This is a genomic window from Jatrophihabitans fulvus (genome assembly GCF_054781375.1).
This window is the reverse complement of sequence record NZ_BAAGUN010000001.1, coordinates 1,547,936-1,572,551: the sequence shown is the minus strand read 5'-3', so window position 1 is coordinate 1,572,551 and position 24,616 is coordinate 1,547,936. Positions and strand designations below refer to the sequence as shown.

Below are 24,616 nucleotides of genomic sequence, written 5' to 3'. Positions count from 1 at the left end.
CGGGTGAAACCTGGCCAAACCCTCGACCCGAGAGAAGCGGTGTGAACGACCGTCTGATCGTCCGCGGCGCCCGCGAACACAACCTCAAGGACGTCAGTCTCGACCTCCCGCGTGACGCGATGATCGTGTTCACGGGGCTGTCCGGGTCCGGCAAGTCCAGCCTCGCCTTCGACACGATCTTCGCCGAGGGCCAGCGCCGCTACGTCGAGTCGCTGTCGGCGTACGCCCGGCAGTTCCTGGGCCAGATGGACAAGCCCGACGTCGACTTCATCGAGGGCCTGTCGCCGGCGGTCTCGATCGACCAGAAGTCGACGTCCAAGAACCCGCGCTCGACCGTCGGCACGATCACCGAGGTCTACGACTACCTGCGCCTGCTCTGGGCCCGCATCGGCAAGCCGCACTGCCCGGTCTGCGGCGAGCCCATCGCCAAGCAGACGCCCCAGCAGATCGTCGACCGCATCCTCGAGATGCCCGAGGGCACCCGCTTCCAGGTGCTGGCCCCGGTCATCCGCGAGCGCAAGGGCGAGTACGTCGACCTGCTCGGCGAGCTGCAGGTGAAGGGTTTCGCCCGCGTCCGCATCGACGGCGTCGTCCACCCGCTCACCGACCCGCCCAAGCTGAAGAAGCAGGAGAAGCACACCATCGAGGCGGTCGTCGACCGCCTCTCGGTCAAGCCCGCCTCGAAGCAGCGCATCACCGACTCGATCGAGACGGCGCTGGGCCTGGCCGGCGGCATCGTGATCCTCGACTTCGTCGACCTCGCCGACGACGACGCCCACCGCGAGCGCCGGTACTCCGAGCGGCTCGCCTGCCCGAACGACCACCCGCTGGCCATCGACGAGCTCGAACCGCGGTCGTTCTCGTTCAACTCACCGTTCGGCGCCTGCCAGGAGTGCACCGGCCTCGGCACCCGCCAGGAGGTCGACCCCGAACTCGTGGTTCCCGACCCCGAGGCGTCGCTGCGCGAGGGCGCCATCGCGCCGTGGGCCGGCGGCCAGACCAGCGAGTACTTCCTGCGCCTGCTCCAGGGCGTCGGCGACGCCATGGGCTTCGATCTCGACACACCGTGGCAGAACCTGACCACGCGCATGCAGAAGGCGATCCTGCACGGCACCGACGACCAGGTGCACGTCTCCTACAAGAACCGCTACGGCCGGCAGCGGTCGTACTACGCCGCCTACGAGGGCGTCGTCCCGTGGATCGAGCGGCGTTACACCGAGACCGAGAGCGACTACTCGCGCGAGAAGTACGAGGGGTTCATGCGCGAGGTGCCGTGCCCCGCGTGCCAGGGCACCCGGCTCAAGCCCGAGATCCTCTCGGTGACCGTGCACGGGCGCTCGATCGCCGACGTCGCGGGCCTGTCGATCGGCGACGCCGCGCAGTGGCTGTCCGAACTCGACCTCGACAACCGCGAGAAGATCATCGGCGAGCGCGTGCTCAAGGAGATCAACGCCCGGCTCGGGTTCCTCGTCGACGTAGGCCTGCACTACCTGTCGCTCGACCGGGCCGCGGCCACCCTCGCCGGCGGCGAGGCGCAGCGCATCCGGCTCGCGACCCAGATCGGGTCCGGGCTCGTGGGTGTGCTGTACGTGCTCGACGAGCCGTCCATCGGCCTGCACCAGCGCGACAACCACCGCCTGATCGAGACGCTCGTGCGGCTGCGCGACCTCGGCAACACCCTCATCGTCGTCGAGCACGACGAGGACACCATCAAGACCGCCGACTGGGTGGTCGACATCGGCCCGCTCGCCGGCGAGCACGGCGGCCGCATCGTCGTCAGCGGCACCGTCGACGACCTCAAGTCCTCCGAGGAGTCGGTGACCGGCGCCTACCTGTCGGGCCGCCGGGCCATCGAGGTGCCCGAGATGCGGCGGCCCCGCCAGCGCGGCCGCGAGCTGGTCGTCGAGGGCGCGCGCGAGCACAACCTGCGCAACGTCGACGTGGCGTTCCCGCTCGGCTGCTTCGTGGCCGTCACCGGGGTCAGCGGCTCGGGCAAGTCGTCCCTGGTCAACGACATCCTCTACAACACGCTCGCGAACCGCATCAACGGCGCGCGGCGGCCGGCCGGGCGCCACAAGCGGGTGCGCGGCGTCGAGGAACTCGACAAGGTCGTCGGCGTCGACCAGTCGCCGATCGGACGGACGCCGCGCTCGAACCCGGCCACGTACACCGGCGTCTTCGACCACATCCGCAAGCTGTTCAGCGAGACCACCGAGGCGAAGGTCCGCGGCTACCAGCAGGGACGGTTCTCCTTCAACGTCAAGGGCGGTCGCTGCGAGAACTGCGCCGGCGACGGCACGATCAAGATCGAGATGAACTTCCTGCCCGACGTCTACGTCCCGTGCGAGGTGTGCAAGGGCGCCCGCTACAACCGCGAGACGCTCGACGTGCACTACAAGGGCAAGACGATCAGCGAAGTGCTCGAGATGCCGATCGAGGAGGCCGCCGAGTTCTTCAAGCCGATCTCGAAGATCCACCGCCACCTCGAGACGCTCGTGCAGGTCGGGCTCGGCTACGTCCGGCTCGGCCAGCCCGCGCCGACGCTGTCCGGCGGTGAGGCCCAGCGCGTCAAGCTGGCCGCCGAGCTGCAGAAGCGCTCGACGGGCCGGACGGTCTACGTCCTCGACGAGCCGACGACCGGCCTGCACTTCGAGGACGTCAACAAGCTGCTCGGAGTGCTGCACTCGCTGGTCGACAAGGGCAACTCGGTCATCGTCATCGAGCACAACCTCGACGTCATCAAGACGGCCGACTGGCTCATCGACATGGGCCCCGAGGGCGGGTCCGGCGGCGGCACCGTCGTGGCCGAAGGCACGCCCGAGCACGTCGCGTCCGTCGCGGCCTCGCACACCGGCGGGTTCCTCAAGGAGCTCCTCGAGGCACCGGCCGCCCCGGCTGCCGCGAAGCGCGGCTCCGGTTCGGCGCGGCGTCCGGCCGCGTCCGCGCCGCGTGCCGGCAAGCCGGCCACGCGTCCGGCGGCGAAGACGGCGAAGGCCGCCGCCAAGCGGGCGTCCCGCAAGACGGCCTGACCGCGGCACCCGGTCGCACCCGGGTGGTGGCGTCCGGCGAAATGTGTCGGACCCTCGTGGCAACCTGACGGGGTGGGTTTCGGGACATATCGCACCGTGCTGGCGCGGCCGGCCGTCCGCCGGGTGCTGCTGCTGAGTTTCGCCATCCGGGTGCCCATGTGGGCCGGCAACGTCATCCTGACGCTGCACGTCGTCACCACGCTCGGGCACTCCTACGCAGCCTCCGGGGTGGTCGTCGCCGCGGCCACGATCGCGCTCAGCCTCAGCGCTCCCTGGCGTGGCCGCCTGCTAGACCGGCACGGCCTGCGGGCGACCGTGACCCCCTCACTCGTCGTCCTGACCGTGTGCTGGTCGATCGCGCCGTTCGGCAACTACGTGGTCCTGTTGGTGCTGGCGACGGTCGCCGGGTTGTTCGTCGTGCCGACGTTCTCGATCATCCGCCAGGCGCTGCTGGCCGTCGTCGACGAGGACGAGCGCAAGACGGCGCTGTCGATCGACTCCGTCGTCGTCGAGCTGTCGTTCATGATCGGCCCGGCGATCGGCGTGCTGCTCGCGACGTACTGGCAGACGTCCTGGGCCATGTTCACGTGCGAGATCGCGTCCGTCGTGGGCGCGCTGGTGCTCTGGTTCGTCAATCCTCGCCTGCGGTCGGGAGACGACACCGCCGCGGAGGTCGAGCACCGGGCGCGGCGCAGCTGGGTCAGCGCACCCGTGCTCGTCGTCCTCGCCATGGCGGTGGCCGCGACCCTCGTGCTGAGCGGCACCGACGTGGCCGTCGTCGCCGCCATGCGCGATTTCGGCAACCAGACGGCGATCGGCTGGGTGCTGCTCGTCTGGGGTCTCGGGTCCGCCATCGGCGGGCTGCTCTACGGCGCCATGACCCGCACCGTCCCGGTAGCGGTCATGCTGGCCTTCCTCGCCGCCGCGACGCTGCCCGCGGCCCTCGCCACCGGGCCGGTCACGGCCGCCCTGTTGCTGTTCGTCGCCGGGTTCTTCTGCGCGCCGACGATCACGGCCACCGTCGACACCCTCAGCCGGCTCGTGCCCGAGCACCGCCGCGGCGAGGCCATGGGCTGGCACGGCGGCGCCATGACCGCCGGGTCGGCGGCCGGCGCGCCGATCGCGGGTGTCGCGATCGACCAGGCCGGCTGGCAGGGCGGGTTCTGGTTGCCCGCCGCCGTCAGCCTGGCCATCGCTCTGGTGGGGTTGCGCTTCGTGCGCGTCAACGCCGCCGCGCCCGGCGAGCCGCTGGAGCCGCCGGCCGACCGTCCGGCGACGGTCCTGGACGGCCCGACCCTGGCGGTCCCGCCCTCGGCGGACGCCGTCGCCGCCGCAGAGCTCGAGAGGTCGGGCCGATAGCGCGGAAGGTCGCGCGCCGAACTTGACACGCATGTGTCAGAATTTGGCCATGAGTCGGATGGGCGACTTCGTCGCCGGTTTGCCCAAGGCCGAGCTGCACGTGCACCACGTCGGGTCGGCATCGCCGCGCGTCGTGGCCGAACTCGCCGCGCGGCACGAGGGCGCGACCCCGGTGCCGGCCGACCCCGACAAGCTCGCCGAGTACTTCCGGTTCACCGACTTCGGTCACTTCATCGAGGTGTACCTGACCGTCGTCGACCTGATCCGCACCGGCGAGGACGTCTGGACGCTCACCTACGAGGTCGCCCGCGAGCTCGCCGCGCAGCAGGTCCGCTACGCCGAGCTGACGGTCACGCCGTACTCGTCCGTCCGTCGCGGCATCCCGGCGCCGGAGTTCTGCGAGGCCATCGAGGACGCCCGCCGCCGCGCCCGTGACGACTTCGGCCTCGGCCTCACCTGGTGCTTCGACATCCCCGGCGAGGCCGGTCTCGAGGCGGCCGAGGTCACCCTCGACGTCGCCACGCGACTGCGTCCGGACGGGTTGGTCAGCTTCGGTCTCGGCGGGCCCGAGATCGGTGTGCCGCGCGCCCAGTTCGCGCCGCACTTCCAGCGGGCCGTCGCCGAGGGCCTGCACAGCGTCCCGCACGCGGGGGAGTCGACCGGTCCCGAGACCATCTGGGACGCCCTCGAGCACCTCGCCCCCGAGCGCATCGGCCACGGCATCGCCGCCGCCCGCGACCCGCGACTCATGGAACGGCTCGCCGCCGACGGCATCGCGCTCGAGGTGTGCCCGACGTCGAACGTCTGCACGCAGTCGGTGCCGTCGCTCGCAGAGCACCCGCTGCCCGCGCTCGTCGAGGCCGGCGTACCGGTGACGATCAACTCCGACGATCCGCCGATGTTCTCGACCACCCTCGTCCGCGAGTACGAGGTCGCGGCCGAGTTGCTCGACCTCGACGAGAGCGGTGTCGCCGAACTCGCCCGGTCCGGCGTCCGTCACTCGTTCCTCGACGACGCCGGCAAGGCCGCGCTGCTCGCCGAGATCGACGACTACGTCGCCGTGCGCTCGTGCCGATCTTCATGACTCCGCGCCGGTATGCGGACGCCGGACCATGAAGATCCGCGGGAGAGATCAGGAAGGTCAGCTCCCGAGCAACCTGCGGACGTCGAAGGTCACGCGGATGCGGTCGATTCGGCCGTCCGAACCGACGTGCGACCAATTGACGGTGGGCACCGCGTCCTTGCCCTCGCGGCGCAGCTCGAACCAGGTGATGGCATCCGCGCCGTCGACCCACCGCTTCACGACGTCGATGCCGTCGACCATGTCGCGGACCCCGCGCAATCCGCCCACGCACTGCTCGACCCCCTGCACGGCGCCCATCGCACCGACGAAGTCGACGTCGTCGGCGAGCAGCGCCGTGAACGCGTCGAAATCGCGAGCCTGCCAGCTCGAGAAGTACGTGTCGGCCGCCCTTCGGGTGATGTCCGTTCGGTCGCTCATGCGCCTACGGTCGCTGCTCGGCGTTCATAAGTCCAAGACATGTTCGGGCTTGTTGCCATAAGATCACGTGATGGAGCTGCGTCAGCTGCGCTATCTCGTGGCGATCGCGGACGAGCGCAGTTTCACCGCGGCGGCCGCGCGCGAGCTGGTGGCCCAACCCGCCATCAGCGCGCAGATCGCCGGTCTGGAGCGTGAGGTCGGTCAGCGCCTGTTCGAGCGCACTCCGCGCGGCGCGGTGCCGACGGCTGCCGGCGACGAGCTGGTCCGCCGCGCGCGGTCCGTGCTCGCGCAGGTCGACGACGCCCGCGACGCGATGGCCGAACTGGCGGGCCTGGTGCGCGGTGAGGTGACCGTCGCCACCGTCCGCGGCGCACCGCTGGGACGTCTCGCGTCCCTGCTCGGCGGGTTCCGCCGCGACCACCCCGGGGTTCGGCTGCGCCTGCGCGAGGGCGAGTCGGACGGTCTGGTCGACGCCCTGACGGCCGGCACGGTCGACCTGGCCGTCGTCGGGCTGGCCGGTGCCGCGCCCGCCGGCCTCGACACGCACCCGTTGCTCGAGGCGCCGGTGCACGCGTACGTGTCCGCCGACCACCGCTGGCACGGCCGGCGGACGGTCGCGCTCGCCGACGTCACGGCGCAGCCGCTGGTCACCCTCTCGAGCGGCACCGGGGTTCGTTCGGCCTTCGACGCCGCCTGCCGCGATCGCGGACTCGACCCGGAGATCGCGTTCGAGGTGGGCACCGTCGCGGCGGCCGTCGACCTGGCCCGCGAGGGCCTCGGGGTGGCGGTCCTGCCGGGGGAGCCCGGTGACGGTGCGTCTGTCGTGCGGGGCCTGCACGCGATACCGATCGTCCGTCCGGTCGTCCGCAGCCGACTGGCCCTCGCGTGGTCGCGCGACGCGGAACGGGGCCGCCCGGCCGTCCGAGGGCTCGTCGCGGCCGCACGCCGTCACTACGGGATCGTCCGCCCGCGATCGTGACGCTCAGGCGTCCGCTCACGTCCGTCGGGCCGTGGCGATCACCCGGGAGACGTGCGGGCCCGCGATCGTGCGGGGCGGGCGTCCGCCGGCGTCCGTCCGGCCATGAAGATCGTCCCGGCGGCGGACGTCACGCGCCACCCTCGCGGGCACCCGACGTCGGCGGCGACGACTAACCTCGACGGCGTGCCCGACCCGTCCACCTATCGCCCCGCACCCGGGACGATCCCGCTGGAGCCGGGTGTCTACAAGTTCCGCGACGAGCGCGGCCGGGTGATCTACGTCGGCAAGGCGAAGAGCCTGCGCCAGCGGCTCAACTCCTACTTCGCCGACGTCGCCGGGCTGCACCAGCGCACCCGGCAGATGGTCACCACCGCGGCCAGCGTCGAGTGGACGGTGGTGCGCACCGAGGTCGAGGCGCTGCAGCTCGAGTACACGTGGATCAAGGAGTTCGACCCGCGGTTCAACGTCAAGTACCGCGACGACAAGAGCTACCCGTCGCTGGCCGTGACGCTGCACGAGGAGTATCCGCGGCTGCAGGTCATGCGCGGGCCCCGCCGCAAGGGCGTGCGCTACTTCGGCCCGTACAGCCACGCGTGGGCGATCCGCGAGACGCTCGACCTGCTCACCCGGGTCTTTCCTGCTCGCACCTGCAGCAACGGCGTCTTCAAGCGCGCCGGCCAGGTCGGACGGCCGTGCCTGCTCGGCTACATCGGCAAGTGCAGCGCGCCGTGCGTCGGGCGGGTGTCGGCCGACGAGCATCGCGACATCGTCGACGGCTTCTGCGACTTCATGGCCGGCCGCACCGACGCGATGGTCAAGCGGCTCGAACGCGAGATGGCGCAGGCGAGCGCCGAGCTCGAGTTCGAGCGCGCGGCGCGGTTGCGAGACGACCTCGGCGCCCTCAACCGCGCACTCGAGAAGCAGGCGGTGGTGTTCGGCGATGGCACCGACGCCGACGTCGTCGCGTTCGCCGAGGACGAGCTCGAAGCTGCCGTCCAGGTGTTCCACGTGCGCGGCGGACGCGTCCGCGGCCAGCGTGGCTGGGTCGTCGACCGGCTCGAGGAGATGTCGACCGGCGACCTCGTCGAGCAGTTCCTGACGCAGTTCTACGGCCTGTTCGCCGAGTCCGGCGAGGACATCCCGCGCGAGATTCTCGTCCCCGCGCTGCCCGACGACGCCGAGGTGCTCGAGCAGTGGCTCACCGAGCGCCGCGGTACGCGGGTGTCCGTCCGCGTGCCGCAGCGGGGCGACAAGCGCGCGCTCGCCGAGACCGTCGCCCGCAACGCCGCGCAGTCGCTGAACCAGCACAAGCTCAAGCGCGCGTCCGACCTGACGGCGCGCTCGCGCGCCCTCGACGAGATCCAGGAGAACCTCGAGCTGCCCAGCGCCCCGCTGCGCATCGAGTGCTTCGACATCAGCCACGTGCAGGGCACGAACGTGGTCGCGTCGATGGTGGTGTTCGAGGACGGCCTGCCGCGCAAGAGCGAGTACCGCCGCTTCGCCCTGCGCGACACGTCCGAGGGCACCGGCGACGTGCAGTGGATCGCCGAGGTGGTGCGGCGCCGCTTCGCCCGCTACCTGGACGAGCAGGTCGAGACGGGCGCCGATGCCGACAGCGACCCGGGCGCCGAGTCGACCGAACCCGGCGGGCCGCCCGGGATCGACCCCACCACCGGACGTCCGAAGAAGTTCGCGTACGCGCCGAACCTGCTCGTCGTCGACGGCGGCGCGCCGCAGGTGGCCGCGGCTGCGAAGGTGCTCGCCGACCTCGGCATCGACGACGTGTCGCTGGTCGGGCTGGCCAAGCGGCTCGAGGAGGTCTGGCTGCCCGACCAGCCGTACCCGGCGATCCTGCCGCGCACCTCCGAGGGCCTGTACCTGCTGCAACGCGTCCGCGACGAGGCGCACCGCTTCGCCATCACCTATCACCGGCAGAAGCGGTCGAAGTCGATGACGGTCTCGGCGCTCGACGGCATCCCGGGCCTCGGCGAGACGCGGCGCAAGGCCGTCCTCAAGCGGTTCGGATCGTTGAAGAAGCTGCGCGCCGCGACCGTCGACGAGCTCGTCGAGGTCCCCGGCATCGGCCGGCAGACCGCCGAGGCGATCGTGGCCGCGCTCGCCGCCGAGGAACCGGCGGCGCCGGCCGTCAACGTCACCACGGGAGAGGTGCTGTGAGCGAGCACGAGCAGTCGAAGGGCGGCCTCGAGACCGTCATCGTCACCGGCCTGTCCGGGGCGGGACGCAGCGCCGCCGCGAAGTGCTTCGAGGACCTCGGCTTCTACGTCGTCGACAACCTGCCCGCCGAACTCATCGGCACGCTGGTCGACCTGGGCAGCCGGACCCAGGGCACGGTCACGCGGCTGGCCGTCGTCATGGACGTCCGCGGCCGCGCGTTCTCGTCCGACCTGCGCGAGACGATCCGGGGACTGTCCGGACCGCTGCGACCGCGGGTGCTGTTCCTCGAGGCGAGCGACGACGTGCTCGTGCGCCGTTTCGAGAACGTGCGCCGGCAGCATCCGCTGCAGGGCTCCGGACGGCTGATCGACGGCATCAGCGCCGAACGCGAGCTGCTGTCGGGGCTGCGCGACGACGCCGACCTCGTGATCGACACCAGCAACCGGTCGGTGCACGACCTGCGGCGCGCCATCGAGTCGGCGTTCACCGGGCCGATGACCGACGACCGCACCGCACTGCGCGCGACCGTGCTGTCGTTCGGGTTCAAGTACGGCCTGCCCGTCGACGCCGACATGGTCGTCGACGTGCGCTTCCTGCCGAACCCGCACTGGATTCCCGAGCTGCGCCCGCTCACCGGCCAGGACGCGGAGGTGCGCGACTACGTGCTCAGCCAGGAGGGTGCGGCCGAGTTCGTCGACAAGTACACCGAGATCCTGCGCATCGTGGGCGCCGGCTACCGGCGCGAGAGCAAACGCTTCCTCACGCTCGCGGTGGGGTGCACCGGAGGCAAGCACCGCTCGGTCGCGATCAGCCAGCAGCTCGCCGACCGGCTCAGCGCGCTGGGCGTGCGCACGACCGTCGTCCACCGCGACCTGGGGCGGGAGTAGTGAAGGCGGTCGCGCTCGGCGGCGGCCACGGCCTGCACGCCACGCTGTCGGCGCTGCGGCTGCTCACCGACGACCTCACCGCGATCGTCACCGTCGCCGACGACGGGGGGTCGTCCGGACGCATCCGCCGCGAGCTGAAGGTGCTGCCGCCCGGCGACCTGCGCATGGCGCTCGCGGCCCTGGCCGGCAGCGACCCCGAGCACGCGGCGTGGGCCGAGCTGCTGCAGCACCGCATCGGTGGCACCGGCGTGCTCGCCGGTCACCCGGTCGGCAACCTCATGCTCACCGGGCTGCTCGAGCGCGACGGCGACGCGGTGGCGGCACTGCGGCGCCTCGCGTCGCTGGTCGGTGCCGTCGGACGGGTGCTCCCGATGAGCCCCGCGCCGCTGGACCTCGTCGCCCAGGCCGACCGCTTCGACCCGGACGACCCCGACCGCACCCGCACCATCCGCGGTCAGGTGTCCATCGCGTCGACGCCCGGGCGGGTGCGGTCCATCTCGCTGCTGCCGCCGGGCGCGCCGGCCTGCGCGGACGCCGTCGACGCGGTGCGCGAGGCCGATCTCGTCACCCTCGGCCCGGGGTCGTGGTTCACCAGCGTGATCCCGCACCTGCTGTTGCGGGAGCTGGGCCGCACCATCGCGACCACCCGCGCCCGGCTCGTCGTCGTGCTCAACCTCGTGCCGCAGCTCGGCGAGACCGACGCCTACGAGCCGCACGAGCTGCTGGACCTGCTGCAGCGGCACGCCGAACCCTTCGGTGGGCTGCCGGTGCACACCGTGCTGGCCGACGAGGACTCGGTGCTCGACCGGCAGAATCTGACGCGAGCCGTACACGCGGCGGGCGCGCGCCTCGTAGTGTCTAGACTCGCCGCGGACGACAGCGCCGAACGGCATGACCCGCTCAGGCTCAGCCAGGCGCTCCACGACGTGATGCAGGACGGCCCGACACAGGAGGCCGCCCCGCCCGGCGACGGGGCGCGGCGTGCAATGCGGGCAGATCAGTCCGCCACGGGGACGCCCGGGGGAGGAGCAGACGCATGGCGATGACCGCCGCCGTCAAGGACGAGCTGAGCCGGGTACCGGTCGAGCGGATGTCCGCACGCAAGAGCGAGCTCGCCACGATGCTCCGGTTCGCCGGGGCCCTGCACCTGGTGGGCGGCCACATCGTCATCGAGGCCGAACTCGACACCGGCTCGGTCGCGCGGCGGCTGCGCAAGGAGATCGCCGACATCTTCGGCCACGGCTCCGAGGTGCAGATCGTGGCCGCGGGCGGCATCCGCAAGACCAGCCGCTACCTCGTCCGCGTGACGAAGGACGGCGAGGGTCTCGCCCGTCAGGCCGGGCTCGTCGACCTGCGCGGACGTCCGGTGAAGGGCCTGCCCCACCTGGTCGTCTCCGGTGGCGTCGCGGATGCCGAGGCCGCCTGGCGGGGTGCGTTCCTCGCCCACGGTTCGCTCACCGAGCCCGGCCGCGCCTGCTCGCTCGAGATCTCCTGCCCGTCCGCCGAGGCCGCGCTCGCCCTCGTCGGGGTCGGCCGCCGCCTGGGCGTCACCGCGAAGGCCCGCGAGGTGCGCGGCGGCGACCGCGTGCTCGTCCGCGACGGCGACGCGATCGGCACGCTGCTCACCCGCATCGGCGCCCACGAGTCGGTCATGGCGTGGGAGGAGCGCCGCATGCGCCGCGAGGTGCGCGCCACCGCGAACCGGCTGGCCAACTTCGACGACGCCAACCTGCGCCGGTCCGCCCGCGCCGCCGTGGCTGCCGGGGCGCGCGTCCAACGGGCGCTCGAGATCCTCGGCGAGGACGCGCCCGACCACCTGCTGCAGGCCGGGCGGCTGCGCCTCGAGCACGCGCAGGCCTCCCTCGAGGAACTCGGCGCGCTGTCCGAACCGGTCATGACGAAGGACGCCGTCGCCGGACGCATCCGGCGCCTGCTCGCGATGGCCGACAAGCGGGCCTCCGAGCTCGGCATCCCCGACACCGAGTCTGCGGTGACCCCGGAGATGCTCGCCCCCTGACCGAGGGCCTGCGGCGTGGGACCCTGGCGGGGTACTAGTCCCATCGTCCGATGGCGGGCACGACCGCCGCTCCGGGAGAACTGACGGTGACACACCAACCCCGGAGGAGAGTCACCGTGAAGAAGCTCATCATCGCCGCCGCGACCGCCGCCGGCGCCGCGGCCATCGCGGTCCCGACCGCGCTCGCCCTGGCCAGCACACCGTCGTTCTCGCAGCCCGTGCCCGTGCGGGTGCCGTCCGACGCCGCGCAGGTCTCCTACGACGACAGCGGACACGCGTCGGTGTCGGCGCCGGCGTCGTCCCCGACCTCCGTCACCCCGTCCCCGACCGCGTCGGACGACCACGGCCGCCGTCACGGACGCGACGGACGCGACGGACGCGACGGACGCGACGACGAGCCCGGCGACGACCACGGCCGCAGCTCCGAGCCCGGCGACGACCACGGCCGCAGCTCCGAGCCGGGCGACGACCACGGCCGCAACCGTGGTGGCGACGACCGTGGTGGCGACGACCGCGACGGCACCCGCAGCGCGGAGCCGGGCGACGACCACGGCGCGAGCACCGAGCCCGGTGACGACAACGGCGGCGATCGCAGCGGACGCGACGACAGCGGACGCGACGACAGCGGACGCGACGACAGCGGCAGTGGGCACGGCGGCCGCGGTGCCGACGACAACGGCGGCCACGACAACGGCCACGACAACGGCGACGACAACGGCGACGACAACGGCGGCGACAACGGCGGCGACGACTGACATGAGTGAGACGGCGACCCGGTCGGTGCGTGCCGACGGCCCTGACGATCCACCCGAGTCGTCGCCGTCGTCGGATCCCTCGCGCACCGACTGGGTCGTCGTGCGCGACGCGGGGCGCCCCGCGCGGGACCGCCGGTTGCCGAGCCTGCGCGCCGTGCTGCTTCGACTCGGCGCGGCCGCGCTCGTGGTCACCCTCGCCGTCGCGGTGGTCGGGCTCGCGATCAGCCGCCGCGCCGCCGAGAGCGAGGCGGTGCGCGACTCCGCCGAACTCACGAACGTGCTGGCCGACAGCGTCGTCCAACCCGCGCTCACCGACGCCATGGCCGGCAGCGCGGCCGCGGCGGCCGCCCTCGGCCCGGTGATCCGGCAGCGTGTGCTGTCGCTGTCCGACATCGTCCGCGTGAAGATCTGGAACCCCGACGGCGAGATCCTGTGGTCGGACGAGTCCCGGCTGGTCGGCGCGCGCTTCGCGCTCGACGCGGACGCCCGGGCCACCTTCAGCGACCCGAAGGTCGACGCCGGCATCAGCGACCTGGACGAGCCGGAGAACCGGTACGAGCGCGGGCAGGGAACGCTGCTCGAGGTGCACCGCCCGGTGTGGACACCCGCCGGCCGTCCGCTGCTGTTCGAGGCCTACTACCGCTACGACCAGGTCGACCAGCGGGCGAGCTCCATCTGGCGGGGCTTCGCCGCCATCACGCTGGGCAGCATCGGCCTGCTCGTGCTGCTGCTCGTGCCCATCGGCTGGACGCTCGTCGCGCGGGCCCGACGCGCGCAGCGCGAGCGCGAACGCAGCCTGCAGCGGGCGGCCGACGCCTCGCTCGACGAGCGCCGCCGCATCGCCGCCACCCTGCACGACGGCGTCGTGCAGGAGTTGGTCGCCGCGTCGTTCGCGGTGGGAGCCGGCGCCCAGGCGGCGTCCGCCCGCGGCGAGGCAGCGCTGGCCGACCAGCTGCGCGAGGCGCAGGACGCCGTCCGCTCCGGCATCGGCGGCATGCGCTCGCTGCTCGTCGACCTGTACCCGCCGTCGCTGCACGACGCCGGACTGGCCGCCGCGCTGCGCGACACCGCGGCCGGACTGCGCATCGAGCACCTCGACCTCGCCGTCGACGAGGACGCCGCCGCGGACCTGGAGCGCGACGAGGTCGAGGCCGTGTTCCGGGTCGCGCAGGAGGCCCTGCGCAACGCCGCGCGGCACGCGCCGGGCGCGCCCGTCACGCTGACCCTGCACCGGGAGGACGACGACGTGCTGCCTGTCGAGGTGGTGGTGCTCGAGGTCGCGGACGCCGGTCCCGGCTTCGACGCCACCGACCGTCCCGAGGGCCACTTCGGCCTGTCGCTCATGGACGACGTGGCGCGTGACCACGGCGCCGAACTCGCGCTGCGCACCGCGCCGGGCCGGGGGACGGCCTGGCGGCTGCGGCTGCCGGTGAGCGCGTGAGCGCGCCGATCCGGGTCGTCATGGTGGACGACCACCGCATGGTGCGCGTGGGGCTCGGAGCCATGCTCGCCACCGCCCCCGACATCGAGGTCGTCGGCGAGGCCGCCGACGGCGCGCAGGCGGTCGAGGTGCTCACCGGCACCGACGCCGACGTCGTGCTCATGGACCTCTCGATGCCGGTGCTCGACGGCGTCGCCGCCACCCGGCGGCTGCGCGAGATCCGCCCGTCCGCCCGGGTGGTCGTGCTGTCCAGCTCGAGCGACCGCAAGCAGGTGCGCGACGCGGTCGCCGCCGGCGCGGTCGGCTATGTGCTCAAGGACTGCGCACCCGAGGAGTTGCTGTCGGCCGTCCGCTCGGCGGCCGCCGGGCACAGCCCGCTCGATCCCCGGGTCGCCGGGGCGCTGCTGCCCGGGACGGGGGAGCCGGCTCCGTCCGCGGTGGGGTTGTCCGATCGCGAGGTCGAGGTGCTGCGGCTGGCGGCGCGCGGCCTGGCCAACAAGCAGATCGGACGGTCGCTGGGCATCGCCGAACGCACGGTCAAGGTGCACCTCGGCAACGTGTTCCGCCGCATCGGGGTGGCCGACCGGACGTCCGCCGCGCTGTGGGCGCGGGAGAACCTGCCGCCGGAGTAGGTCACTGCTCGCCGCGGGCCTCGACCTCATCGGCTTCGATCGCGGCGACGAACTCGGCGTGGTCGAGCTCGACCCGGTCGGCGTAGGCGAGCGCGAAACGGGCGACGGCGGCGTCGAACTCCTTGCCCTTCGCCAGGTAGCCGGACAGGGTGCGCGCGTCGATCGTGCGGCAGTGCGCGCGGGCCAGCAGCGCGCCCGCCAGCCGCGCGTAGTCGTCCAGGTGGTCGGCGGTGAGCACGGTCGGGTCGATCGATCCCTTGCGGTTGCGGAACTGCCGCACGATGAACGGACGGCCGGCGATCGTGGTCCAGCCGAACAGCAGGTCCGTCGCGCTCTGCACCAGCCGCGCGCCCTCGACGACGCGCTGACCGTCGTGCATCGGCTCCGACGGCGGCAGGTACGGCGCCAGGGCGGACGGACCGGCCTGCTTCAGCTGCAGCACCAGCGCCTCGTCGCCGTTGCCCTGCAGCAGCGCGACGTACGCCCGCATGCCCACGCTGCCCGTGCCGACCACGCGCATCGCGACGTCGCGGGTCGCGTAACGCTCGATGAGGCGGCGGCGGGAGGCGTGCAGCGACGGCGGGTAGGCGCGCAAGCCCTCGACGACGGCTGCGGTGGTCGCGTCGTCGACCTCGGTGAGGATCGGCGGATCGGGCACGAACCGCCAGACGTCGTCGTCGCGCCGCGTGACCTTGCCGGCGACCTTCTCGCTCGTGTTGCGCACCGCCTTCGCGGCGGCCGCCTCGAAGTCGTCGAACAGCGCGTCGGCGTCGGCCAGCGCGATGTAGGACTCGTCGCCGAGTGCGGTCCACGCGTCGAGGAACGGCAGCCCGGCCAGGTGCCGGCACGCCCGGCGGTACGCGCGCGCCGCGTGCCGCGCCGCCTTGCGGGTGGCCTCGTCGCCGACCCGGCTGCCGGTGCGTCCGGCCAGCACCAGGCTCGTGGCCAGCCGCTTGAGGTCCCACTCCCACGGCCCGACGACGGTCTCGTCGAAGTCGTTGACGTTCATGACGATGCGGCCGTCGTCGGTGCCGTACAGCCCGAAGTTCGACGCGTGCGCGTCGCCGCAGATCTGCGCCCGCAGCCCCGTCACCGGGTCGTCGGCGAGATCCATCGCCATCAGCCCGGCGCTGCCGCGGAAGAACGCGAACGCGTCGACGGCGATGCGGTGGTGGGCCAGCGGCAGCAGGGCGGGGTCGCGTCCCTCGTCGCGCGCACGCACGAACTCGACCATCGTCGGACGGTCGGTCGCCGGCACGAACGTGCCGTGCGCGTCGTGCGGCACCGTCCGCCGCACCTGCTCCCCGGCCGCCCGGGCCTCGTCGGCATCCGTCCACTCCACGCCGGTGATCGTGCCCGCCACCGCACCCGTCGTCCCGCTCGCTCCGGGACCGGCCCGTCGCGCGGTTAGGGTGGAGGCGCCGATCGGAACCACGAAGGGGGCGGCCATGCCGGGCAAGCCGGGCGAGCGGGCGAAGGACGCGTACGAGCGGGCGAAGGCCGCGGCCGCGCCGAAGATCGCGCGGGCACAGGCCGAGGCCGCGCCGCGCGCCGAGAAGGCGGCCAAGAAGGCGGGCTCGCTGTTCGGGCAGCTCAAGGACAAGGCCACCGAGACCGCGAAGGGGTTCAAGGACGGCTACCAGAAGGACGGCGCCGACGTGCCGTCCGACCAGCCCGCCGCGAGCCCGTCGCCGAAGCCGGCCGACCGTCCGAAGCCGGGTCCCGGAGCGGTCTGAGGCGCCCTGCGCATTACCCGCCGGTCACCTCGGGGGCGGCGGACGGGTCGGGGGCACCCGATAGGGTCGGGTCCGAGATTCCGGGACACGTGAGCGACACCTCGAGGAGCAACGCAGTGACCGTACGTGTGGGCATCAACGGCTTCGGCCGCATCGGGCGCAACTTCTTCCGGGCGGTCGCGGCCTCCGGCGCCGACATCGAGATCGTGGGCGTCAACGACCTCACCGACAACGCCACCCTCGCGCACCTGCTGAAGTACGACTCGATCCTGGGACGGTTCCCGGGCGAGGTCTCCGCGACCGAGAGCGAGATCTCCGTCGACGGCAAGGCCTTCAAGGCCTACGCCGAGCGCGACCCGGGCGCGCTGCCGTGGGGCGAGATCGGCGCCGACGTCGTCATCGAGTCGACCGGCATCTTCACCGACGCCACCAAGGCCAAGGTCCACGTCGACGGCGGCGCGAAGAAGGTCATCATCTCGGCGCCGGCCTCGAACGAGGACGTCACCGTCGTCATGGGCGTCAACGACGGCGACTACGACCCCGCGAAGCACACCGTCATCTCCAACGCCTCGTGCACGACCAACTGCCTCGGCCCGCTGGCGAAGGTGCTGCACGACAACTGGGGCATCGAGCGTGGCCTCATGACCACGATCCACGCGTACACCCAGGACCAGAACCTGCAGGACGGCCCGCACAAGGACCTGCGCCGCGCCCGGGCCGCCGCGCTCAACATCGTGCCGACCTCGACCGGCGCCGCCAAGGCCATCGGCCTCGTGCTGCCCGAGCTCAAGGGCAAGCTCGACGGCTACGCGCTGCGGGTGCCGATCCCCACCGGTTCGGCCACCGACCTCACCGTCACGCTGTCGCGCGAGGCGTCCGTCGACGACATCAAGGCGGCCTACAAGGCGGCGGCCGAGGGCCCGCTCAAGGGCTACCTCAGCTACACCGAGGCGCCGATCGTGTCGTCCGACATCGCCACCGACCCGGCGTCGTGCATCTTCGACGCCGGCCTCACCAAGGTGATCGGCGACCAGGTCAAGGTCGTCGGCTGGTACGACAACGAGTGGGGCTACAGCAACCGCCTCGTCGACCTGACCGCGCTCGTCGGCTCCTCGCTGTAGACCATGCGCACCCTCGACGACCTGATCGGGGTCGGCGTCGCCGGCCGACGGGTGCTCGTGCGCTCCGACCTCAACGTCCCGCTCAAGGACTCTGCCGACGGACGTGAGGTCACGGACGACGGCCGTATCCGCGCGTCGCTGCCGGTGCTCGAGAAGCTGCTCGACGCCGGGGCGCGGGTGCTCGTGACCGCTCACCTCGGGCGTCCCAAGGGCGCACCGGACGAGAAGTACTCGCTGCGCCCGGTCGCCGACCGGCTCGCCCGGCTGCTGGGCCGCCCGGTCGAGTTCGCGACCGACACCGTCGGCGAGAGCGCGCGGCTGCTGGCCGACGGCCTCGGCGACGGCGAGCTGGTGCTGCTCGAGAACGTCCGCTTCAACGCGGGCGAGACGAGCAAGGACGACGCCGAGCGGCTCGAGTTCGCCCGGCAGCTCGCGATCCTCACCGGTGGCGATGACGGCGGCGGCGCCTACGTCGACGACGCCTTCGGAGCGGTGCACCGCAAGCACGCGTCCGTGTACGACGTGGCCACCCTGCTGCCGCACTACTGCGGCGATCTCGTCCGGGACGAGCTCGACGTGCTGCGGCGCCTCACCGGTGAGGCCGACCGTCCGTACGCGGTCGTGCTCGGCGGGTCGAAGGTCAGCGACAAGCTCGCCGTCATCGAGTCGCTGCTGCCCAAGGTCGACACCCTGCTCGTGGGCGGCGGCATGTGCTTCACGTTCCTGGCCGCGCAGGGTCACTCCGTGGGCGACTCGCTGCTCGAGGCCGACCAGGTCGACAACTGCCGGCGGTTCCTGTCCGAGGCGGGCGACAAGATCGTCCTGCCGTCCGACATCGTGGTGTCGGCCGAGTTCTCCGCCGACGCAGAGACGCGGGTCGTCGGCGCCGACGCCATCCCGGACGGGCAGAAGGGACTCGACATCGGCCCCGAGTCGGTGCGCGCGTTCGCGGCCAGGCTCGACGGCGCCCGGACGGTGTTCTGGAACGGCCCGATGGGCGTGTTCGAACTGGCCCCGTTCGCGGCGGGCACGAAGGGCGTGGCCGAGGCCGTCGCGGCCGTCGACGGCCTGTCCGTGGTGGGCGGCGGCGACTCCGCCGCGGCGGTGCGCGCGCTCGGCCTCGACGAGTCGGCGTTCGGCCACATCTCGACCGGCGGCGGCGCGTCCCTGGAGTTCCTCGAGGGCAAGGAGCTGCCCGGTGTTCAGATCCTCGAAACGAGCTGATCGCGTGGCCACCGGCAAACCCGCCCCCCAGCGTCCCGGCACCGACGGCCGGCAGCCGCTCATCGCCGGCAACTGGAAGATGAACTGCAACCACCTCGAGGCCATCGCGCTGCTGCAGAAGCTGATCTTCAGCCTCAACGAGCAGCAGATGTCCCGGGTCGAGGTGGCCGTGCTGCCGCCGTTCGTCGACCTGCGCAGCGTGCAGACGGTCATCGACGGCGACCAGGTGCCGATCGCGTTCGGCGCGCAGGATCTGTCGCCGCACGACTCCGGGGCGTACACCGGCGACGTCTCCGGTCCGATGCTGGCCAAGCTCGGCTGCCGGTTCGTGATCGTCGGGCACTCCGAGCGGCGCGAGCACCACGGCGAGACCGACGAGACCGTCAACAACAAGGTGATCGCGGCCTACCGCAACGGCATCACCCCGATCCTGTGCGTGGGCGAGTCGCTCGAGGTCCGGCAGGCCGACGGCCACGTCGCGCACACGACGGCACAGCTGAAGGCCGGGCTCGCGGGCGTCACCGCCGAGCAGGCCGAGTCGGTCGTCGTCGCCTACGAGCCGATCTGGGCGATCGGCACCGGCGAGGTCGCCACGCCCGACGACGCCCAGGAGGTGTGCGCCGCCCTGCGCGCCACCCTCGCCGAGCTGTACTCGCCCGAGCTGGCCGCCGGCGTGCGGGTGCTCTACGGCGGTTCGGTCAAGGGTGGCAACGCCGCCGAGATCGTCGCTCGGACCGACGTCGACGGCGCGCTCGTGGGCGGCGCGAGTCTCGACGCCGACGAGTTCGCGAAGATCTGCATCGCCGCGGGTGAGCCGAGGGCCGCGTCCGGCGAGCCGGTGAAGTAACCTTTGTCGGGCGCGGCACCTCGTGTCGCGCCGCACCGAACCGCACCCGACCCGAGGACCGACCCGTGATCCTGACGCTGTCGATCGTGATGATCGTGGCGAGCCTGCTGCTGATCGTGCTCGTGCTGCTGCACCGCGGCAAGGGCGGCGGCCTGTCGTCGATGCTCGGTGGCTCCTTCAACTCCAGCCTGTCGGGCTCCTCGGTGGTCGAGCGCAACCTCGACCGGCTCACCGTGGTGGCCGGTGCCGTGTGGTCCATCTCGATCATCGGGCTGTGCCTGCTGTACAAGAACCAGGGTTAGAACCGGCCGAGCACACCGGCTCGAGGAAAGGACGACGTTCGTGGCAGGTGGCAGTGCGATCCGGGGCAGCCGGGTGGGCGCGGGTCCGATGGGCGAGAACGAGCGCGGCGAGTCCGCGCCCCGCCAGTTCATCTCCTTCTTCTGCGCCAATGGGCACGAGACCCGTCCGGCGTTCGCCATGGACGCGCCGGTGCCCGACACCTGGGACTGCCCGCGGTGCGGGTACCCGGCCGGCCGGCAGTCCGAGGCGCCGCCGAGCGCACCGCGCAACGAGCCCTACAAGACACACCTCGCATACGTGAAGGAGCGCCGCACCGACGAGGACGGCGCGGCCATCCTCGACGAGGCCCTCGCCCGCCTGCGCGCCCGCCGCGGGGAGTGATCCGGGCCGAGGTCTCGGGTCCACGTCCCGATCTCGTCGCCCGGTTGCTCGACGCCCTGCCCGACTGGTTCGGGCAGGCGGACGCCAACCACCAGTACGTCCGCGACGCCGCGTCGTGCGGCACTCTCGTCGCCCATGACGACGACGCCGACGTAGGCGTCCTGCTTCATCGACGCACCCTCCCGGACGTCGTCGACATCCACCTCATGGCCGTCGACCCGGCCTACCACCGGCGCGGTGCCGGGGCGGTGCTGGTCGACCTGGTCGCCGATGTCGCCGCCCGGCTCGGTGCGCGGGCCCTGACCGTGGCGACGCTCGGTCCGTCCGACCCGGACCCGTTCTACGCCGCGACCCGCGCGTTCTACGAGGCGCAGGGCTTCGTGCCCGTCGAGGAACGCGACGACGTCTGGCCGGGCAGCCCGCGTGTGGTCATGGCGCGCCTGCTCGGCTGATCACCTCTGCGCGCCGGATCGTCGGTTCGAGGTCGTCGACGCGACATCCTCGCGCGCGAACCCGATCGTTCCTCGATGAGCGCCGCGGTCCGGGCAGGGGAGCGTCGCCGAGCGAGGAAACGTCGCCGACCTTCCTCGATGAGTGACGTCGGAGCATGCCCGCAACGTCACCTGTCGAGGAAAGCCCGGCCGGGCCGGGAGGGCGTCACCGACCGGTCAGGACGGCAGCTGGGACGCGGCGTCCTCGTCGAGCAGCCACAGCGTGCGCTCGCGGCCGCGCGGCCGGGCGGACGGCAGCGACTCGTCGCCACCCACTGCCTTCGCGACCGCGTCGGCCTTGCCGTCGCCGGAGGCGATCAGCCAGATCTCGCGCGCGGCGTCGAGGCCCTCGAACGTCAGCGACAACCGGTCCGGCGGGGGCTTGGGCGAGTCGTGCACGGCGATCACCGGGCGTCCGGTGACCTGCGTGCCGGGATGGCCGGGGAACAGCGAGGCGCAGTGCCCGTCCGGCCCGAGCCCGAGCAGGATCACGTCGAACGGCGGCACTGAGCCGCCGCCGGCGTCCAGCATCGCCTGCTGGTAGGCGTCGGCCGCCGCCTCGGCGTCGTCGAAGCCGACGTCGGACGCCGGCATGCGGTGCACCTTGGCGGGGTCGACCGGAACCAGGTCGAACAGCTTCGCCATCGCCGGACGGTCGTTGCGCTCGTCGCTGTCGGACGGGACGAACCGTTCGTCACCCCACCACACGTGCACGGCCGACCAGTCGAACGCGTCGGCCCGCGGCGCCATGCCGGCCAGGACCTTCTCGAGGATCGACCCGCCGGTGACGACCAGGTGCGCCTCGCCGCGGGCGGTGACGGCCGCTGCCAGTGTGGCGACGGCGCGGTCGGCGACCGAACCGGCGAGCGCGTCGGACGTCGGCTGGACGACGACTTCGGGCACTCCACGGTCGGGCTCTCCCGAACCGGACGAGCCGACCGAGGTACCGGGCGACGTCACGATGCTTCCTCCTCGCGCGCGGGTGGCTCCTGCGGGCCTTCCTTGCCGGTGGCCGGGTCCCACCAGATGTGCTGACGCTGCGACGGACGCTCCTCGAGCCCGCTCACACCGCTGACCTGTGCGAGCGCCTCGGCGTACACGTGGTCGGCGTCGAGGCGGCGCAGTTCCTCGGCGAGCAGCTCACCGAGCGGACGCTCGCCGAAGGGCTGGTAGGAGTCCTGCTGGCCCTCGCGGCGCAGCACGAGGCTGCTTCCCTCGATGGTCGCCCGGGTCGTCTTGCCGTTGGCGAACGTGATCTCGACACCGTTGATCGGCTCGTCGTCGGTGCCGTCGACCGACACGTCGAGGTCGAGGCGCGAGGCCAGCCAGCCGGCCAGCAACCGGGCCGAGGGTTCGTTGGCGCCGCCGTGCACGACCGCCGAGGTCGGACGGTGCCGCCGCGCGCCGTCGAACGCGGACGCCAGCGCCGCGCGCCACGGTGTCAGCCGGGTCCAGGCGAGGTCGGTGTCGCCGGGGGCGAAGTCGACGGCCCGTTGCTGCAGCGCCGCATTGGGCTCGGACGCGCGCAGCACGTCGGTGATGCGCCGCTCGGCGAAGACGCCGAGCGGGTCGTAGGCGATCTTGTGCGGCGGCTCGCCGAACCACCAGGTGACGACGGGGGCGTCGGGGGCGAGCAGGGGCAGCGTGACCGACTCGGCGTGCAGCGCGAGCCGGCCGTACATGCGCAGCACGACGGACTCGCCCGGGCCGAGCCGTCCGCCGATGGTCACCTCGGCGTCGAGCCGGGGGACGGGCGCCTCGATCTGCTGCCGCACCACCATGAGCATGCGCATCGGATGCATGCTCGAGGCGAGCGCCGCGGCCTCCTCGACCTCGTCGATGTCCTTGTGGTCGGTGACGATCACGAGGGTCAGGGCGAGCCCCGACGTCACCGCCCCGCCGGTGCGCCGCTCGGCGGCCAGCGCCTTCACGACGTGGGTTCCGGTGGTGTCCCAGAGGGTGGTCACTGCAGGTCTCCCGTCACGGTCGCCGCCATTGCCGTCCGTCGCGCGCGAGCATCTCGTCCGCCGCCTTCGGGCCCCACTCGCCGGCGCGGTACAGGTGCGGTTCGCTGCCCGCCCAGAAGCTCTCGAGCGGGTCGATGACCCGCCACGAGGCCTCGACCTCCTCGCTGCGCGGGAAGAGGGTCGCGTCGCCCACGAGCACGTCCAGGATGAGTCGCTCGTACGCCTCCGGCGAGGACTCGGTGAACGCCTCGCCGTAGAGGAAGTCCATCGCGACGTCGCGCACCTCCATCGCGCTGCCCGGCACCTTGGACCCGAACTTCAGCGTCACGCCCTCGTCCGGCTGCACGCGGATGACGAGCTGGTTGTGCCCGAGTTCCTGGGTGTCGGTCTTGCTGAAGGGCAGGTGCGGCGCCTTCTTGAACAGCACCGCGATCTCGGTGACCCGCTTGGGCAGCCGCTTGCCGGTGCGCAGGTAGAACGGCACGCCGGCCCATCGCCGCGTCTCGACACCGAGGCGGACGGCCGCGTAGGTCTCGGTGGTGGAGTCCTCGGGGATGCCGTCCTCGGACCGGAACGCGACCGCGCGGGTGCCGGCGAGCCAGCCCTGGTCGTACTGCCCGCGGATGGCGTACGACTCGAGGTCGGACGGCAACGAGATGGCCCGCAGCGCCTTGATCTTCTCGATGCGGACGGACTCGGACGAGAACTCGACCGGCTCCTCCATCGCGGTGAGCGCGAGCAGCTGCAGCAGGTGGTTCTGCAGCACGTCCCGTGCCGCGCCGGTGGCCTGGTAGAACGCCGCGCGCCCGCCGATGCCGACGTCCTCGGCCATGGTGATCTGCACCGAGTCGACGAAGTTGCCGTTCCACACCGGCTCGAACAACTGGTTGGCGAAGCGCAGCGCCAACAGGTTCTGCACCGTCTCCTTACCGAGGTAGTGGTCGATGCGGTAGACGTTGCGCGCGGGGAAGACGTGGTCGACGAGCTGGTTGAGTTCGAGAGCGCTCGCCAGGTCGTGCCCGAAGGGCTTCTCGACCACGACCCGGCGGAAGCCGTGTGTCTGGTCGTTCAGGCCGGCCCGCTCGAGCTGCTGCAGCACATCGGGGAACAGCTTCGGCGGGATCGACAGGTAGAACGCGATGTTGCCCTGGATGCCGCGCGACTTCTTCAGTTCGCCGACGGTGCGGGTCAGCTCGTCGAACACGTTGTCGTCGTCGAACGCGCCCTCGATGAAGGTGGTGTTGCCGGCGAGGCGCCGCCACACCTCCTCGTTCCAATGGGTGCGCGCGCCGTCCTTCGCGCACTTGCGCGCCAACTGCTCGAACGACCCGCCGCCCGGCCAGTCGGCCTTCGAGACGCCGACCAGTGCGAAGTCGGTGGGCAGCAGGCCACGGTTGGCGAGGTCGTAGACGGCCGGGATCAGCTTCTTGCGCGACAGGTCGCCGCCGATGCCGAAGACGACCAGCGCGCACGGCGCGGGCACCCGCGGCAGGCGACGGTCGGACGGGTCGCGCAGCGGGTTGCCGGCGTCGCCGGACTCGGACAGCGGTTCGCCGACCGCCGCCGGCTCCTGCGCCGACGCGGCGTCGGACCCGGCGGGGTGCGGGTCGGCCTCGCCGACCGGAGCCGAGCCGTCGACCGTGCCGGAACCCGACTCGCCGGTGTCGCCGGCGTCGTCGGGCCCGGCCGTCCGGGTGTCGGACTGCTGGTCGGCCTCGGTGCTGTCGTCGGTCACTGCCACCCTCCCCGGTCGAGCGGTCGGTCGAGCGAT

The 24,616-nt window shown here is 72.4% G+C and carries 23 protein-coding genes; 18 read left to right on the top strand and 5 right to left on the bottom strand.

The features are described 5' to 3' along the window. Positions 1–41: 41 nt before the first annotated feature. The 3 genes from uvrA (at position 42) to ACYVP9_RS07620 (ending at position 5,472) form a co-directional block, all read left to right on the top strand. Entirely contained in the window at positions 42–3,029 is a 2,988-nt protein-coding gene (uvrA, locus tag ACYVP9_RS07630) for an excinuclease ABC subunit UvrA (protein ID WP_460604098.1), read from the top strand. Positions 3,030–3,101: 72 nt separating this feature from the next. Beyond that, positions 3,102–4,388, top strand: coding sequence for an MFS transporter (locus tag ACYVP9_RS07625; protein WP_460604097.1), 1,287 nt, complete (start codon positions 3,102–3,104; stop codon positions 4,386–4,388). Between the two features lie 49 nt (positions 4,389–4,437). Further along, positions 4,438–5,472, top strand: coding sequence for an adenosine deaminase (locus ACYVP9_RS07620; RefSeq protein ID WP_460604096.1), 1,035 nt, complete (start codon positions 4,438–4,440; stop codon positions 5,470–5,472). 57 nt (positions 5,473–5,529) lie between these two features. Here ACYVP9_RS07620 and ACYVP9_RS07615 read toward each other — a convergent pair whose 3' ends face one another. Further along, positions 5,530–5,889 carry a nuclear transport factor 2 family protein gene (locus tag ACYVP9_RS07615; protein WP_460604095.1) on the bottom strand — a complete coding sequence of 120 codons (360 nt, stop codon included), beginning with the start codon at positions 5,887–5,889 and terminating at the stop codon, positions 5,530–5,532. A gap of 70 nt (positions 5,890–5,959) precedes the next feature. Between ACYVP9_RS07615 and ACYVP9_RS07610 the strand changes: the two genes are divergently transcribed. The 8 genes from ACYVP9_RS07610 to ACYVP9_RS07575 all read left to right on the top strand — a co-directional run bounded on the left by ACYVP9_RS07610 (position 5,960) and on the right by ACYVP9_RS07575 (position 14,775). Further along, the gene (locus tag ACYVP9_RS07610) at positions 5,960–6,868 is read left to right on the top strand and encodes a LysR family transcriptional regulator (protein WP_460604094.1); all 909 of its coding nucleotides are present in this window, start codon (positions 5,960–5,962) and stop codon (positions 6,866–6,868) included. Positions 6,869–7,051: 183 nt separating this feature from the next. Further along, positions 7,052–9,043 carry an excinuclease ABC subunit UvrC gene (uvrC, locus tag ACYVP9_RS07605; RefSeq protein ID WP_460604093.1) on the top strand — a complete coding sequence of 664 codons (1,992 nt, stop codon included), beginning with the start codon at positions 7,052–7,054 and terminating at the stop codon, positions 9,041–9,043. Beyond that, on the top strand, positions 9,040–9,930 hold the full coding sequence (gene rapZ, locus ACYVP9_RS07600) for a RapZ family nucleotide-binding protein (protein WP_460604092.1): 891 nt from the start codon (positions 9,040–9,042) through the stop codon (positions 9,928–9,930). The genes uvrC and rapZ overlap by 4 nt, the downstream gene beginning before the upstream one ends. Beyond that, a complete protein-coding gene (locus ACYVP9_RS07595) occupies positions 9,930–10,976 on the top strand; it encodes a gluconeogenesis factor YvcK family protein (RefSeq protein ID WP_460604091.1) in 1,047 nt (348 codons plus the stop codon). Before rapZ ends, ACYVP9_RS07595 begins: the two co-directional genes overlap by 1 nt. Then, the gene (whiA, locus tag ACYVP9_RS07590; RefSeq protein ID WP_460604090.1) at positions 10,967–11,947 is read left to right on the top strand and encodes a DNA-binding protein WhiA; all 981 of its coding nucleotides are present in this window, start codon (positions 10,967–10,969) and stop codon (positions 11,945–11,947) included. The genes ACYVP9_RS07595 and whiA overlap by 10 nt, the downstream gene beginning before the upstream one ends. A 116-nt stretch (positions 11,948–12,063) precedes the next feature. Continuing rightward, positions 12,064–12,702, top strand: coding sequence for a hypothetical protein (locus tag ACYVP9_RS07585; RefSeq protein ID WP_460604089.1), 639 nt, complete (start codon positions 12,064–12,066; stop codon positions 12,700–12,702). 1 nt (position 12,703) lies between these two features. Next, the gene (locus tag ACYVP9_RS07580) at positions 12,704–14,143 is read left to right on the top strand and encodes a sensor histidine kinase (RefSeq protein WP_460604088.1); all 1,440 of its coding nucleotides are present in this window, start codon (positions 12,704–12,706) and stop codon (positions 14,141–14,143) included. After that, the gene (locus tag ACYVP9_RS07575; protein WP_460604087.1) at positions 14,140–14,775 is read left to right on the top strand and encodes a transcriptional regulator; all 636 of its coding nucleotides are present in this window, start codon (positions 14,140–14,142) and stop codon (positions 14,773–14,775) included. Before ACYVP9_RS07580 ends, ACYVP9_RS07575 begins: the two co-directional genes overlap by 4 nt. 1 nt (position 14,776) lies before the next feature. Here the strand turns inward: ACYVP9_RS07575 and ACYVP9_RS07570 are convergent, their stop codons facing one another. Continuing rightward, positions 14,777–16,225, bottom strand: coding sequence for a DUF2252 domain-containing protein (locus tag ACYVP9_RS07570; RefSeq protein ID WP_460604086.1), 1,449 nt, complete (start codon positions 16,223–16,225; stop codon positions 14,777–14,779). On the opposite strand from ACYVP9_RS07570, the gene ACYVP9_RS07565 reads away from it, so the two are divergent. From ACYVP9_RS07565 to ACYVP9_RS07535, 7 genes are all read left to right on the top strand, one after another. After that, complete coding sequence (locus ACYVP9_RS07565) at positions 16,224–16,511, top strand: hypothetical protein (RefSeq protein ID WP_460604085.1); 288 nt, start codon at positions 16,224–16,226, stop codon at positions 16,509–16,511. The genes ACYVP9_RS07570 and ACYVP9_RS07565 overlap by 2 nt on opposite strands. Before the next feature lie 116 nt (positions 16,512–16,627). Next, positions 16,628–17,632, top strand: coding sequence for a type I glyceraldehyde-3-phosphate dehydrogenase (gap, locus tag ACYVP9_RS07560; protein WP_460604084.1), 1,005 nt, complete (start codon positions 16,628–16,630; stop codon positions 17,630–17,632). A gap of 3 nt (positions 17,633–17,635) precedes the next feature. Beyond that, the gene (locus tag ACYVP9_RS07555; protein WP_460604083.1) at positions 17,636–18,856 is read left to right on the top strand and encodes a phosphoglycerate kinase; all 1,221 of its coding nucleotides are present in this window, start codon (positions 17,636–17,638) and stop codon (positions 18,854–18,856) included. Between the two features lie 4 nt (positions 18,857–18,860). Beyond that, positions 18,861–19,703 (top strand): triose-phosphate isomerase family protein, encoded by an 843-nt coding sequence (gene tpiA, locus ACYVP9_RS07550; RefSeq protein ID WP_460604082.1) that lies wholly within the window; start codon positions 18,861–18,863, stop codon positions 19,701–19,703. 65 nt (positions 19,704–19,768) lie between these two features. After that, positions 19,769–20,005: a preprotein translocase subunit SecG gene (secG, locus tag ACYVP9_RS07545; protein ID WP_460604081.1), complete on the top strand. Its 237-nt coding sequence runs from the start codon at positions 19,769–19,771 to the stop codon at positions 20,003–20,005. A 40-nt stretch (positions 20,006–20,045) separates the two neighbouring features. Further along, positions 20,046–20,387, top strand: coding sequence for an RNA polymerase-binding protein RbpA (locus ACYVP9_RS07540; protein ID WP_460604080.1), 342 nt, complete (start codon positions 20,046–20,048; stop codon positions 20,385–20,387). Continuing rightward, complete coding sequence (locus ACYVP9_RS07535; RefSeq protein WP_460604079.1) at positions 20,384–20,839, top strand: GNAT family N-acetyltransferase; 456 nt, start codon at positions 20,384–20,386, stop codon at positions 20,837–20,839. The genes ACYVP9_RS07540 and ACYVP9_RS07535 overlap by 4 nt, the downstream gene beginning before the upstream one ends. 216 nt (positions 20,840–21,055) lie before the next feature. Here ACYVP9_RS07535 and pgl read toward each other — a convergent pair whose 3' ends face one another. From pgl to zwf, 3 genes are read right to left on the bottom strand one after another with little or no spacing between them, the layout of a single operon-like run. Continuing rightward, complete coding sequence (gene pgl / locus ACYVP9_RS07530; RefSeq protein WP_460604078.1) at positions 21,056–21,838, bottom strand: 6-phosphogluconolactonase; 783 nt, start codon at positions 21,836–21,838, stop codon at positions 21,056–21,058. Then, positions 21,835–22,845, bottom strand: a complete 1,011-nt coding sequence (locus tag ACYVP9_RS07525; RefSeq protein ID WP_460604077.1) for a glucose-6-phosphate dehydrogenase assembly protein OpcA — start codon at positions 22,843–22,845, stop codon at positions 21,835–21,837. Before ACYVP9_RS07525 ends, pgl begins: the two co-directional genes overlap by 4 nt. 13 nt (positions 22,846–22,858) lie before the next feature. Next, positions 22,859–24,391 carry a glucose-6-phosphate dehydrogenase gene (zwf, locus tag ACYVP9_RS07520; protein ID WP_460604321.1) on the bottom strand — a complete coding sequence of 511 codons (1,533 nt, stop codon included), beginning with the start codon at positions 24,389–24,391 and terminating at the stop codon, positions 22,859–22,861. Positions 24,392–24,616: the final 225 nt, after the last annotated feature.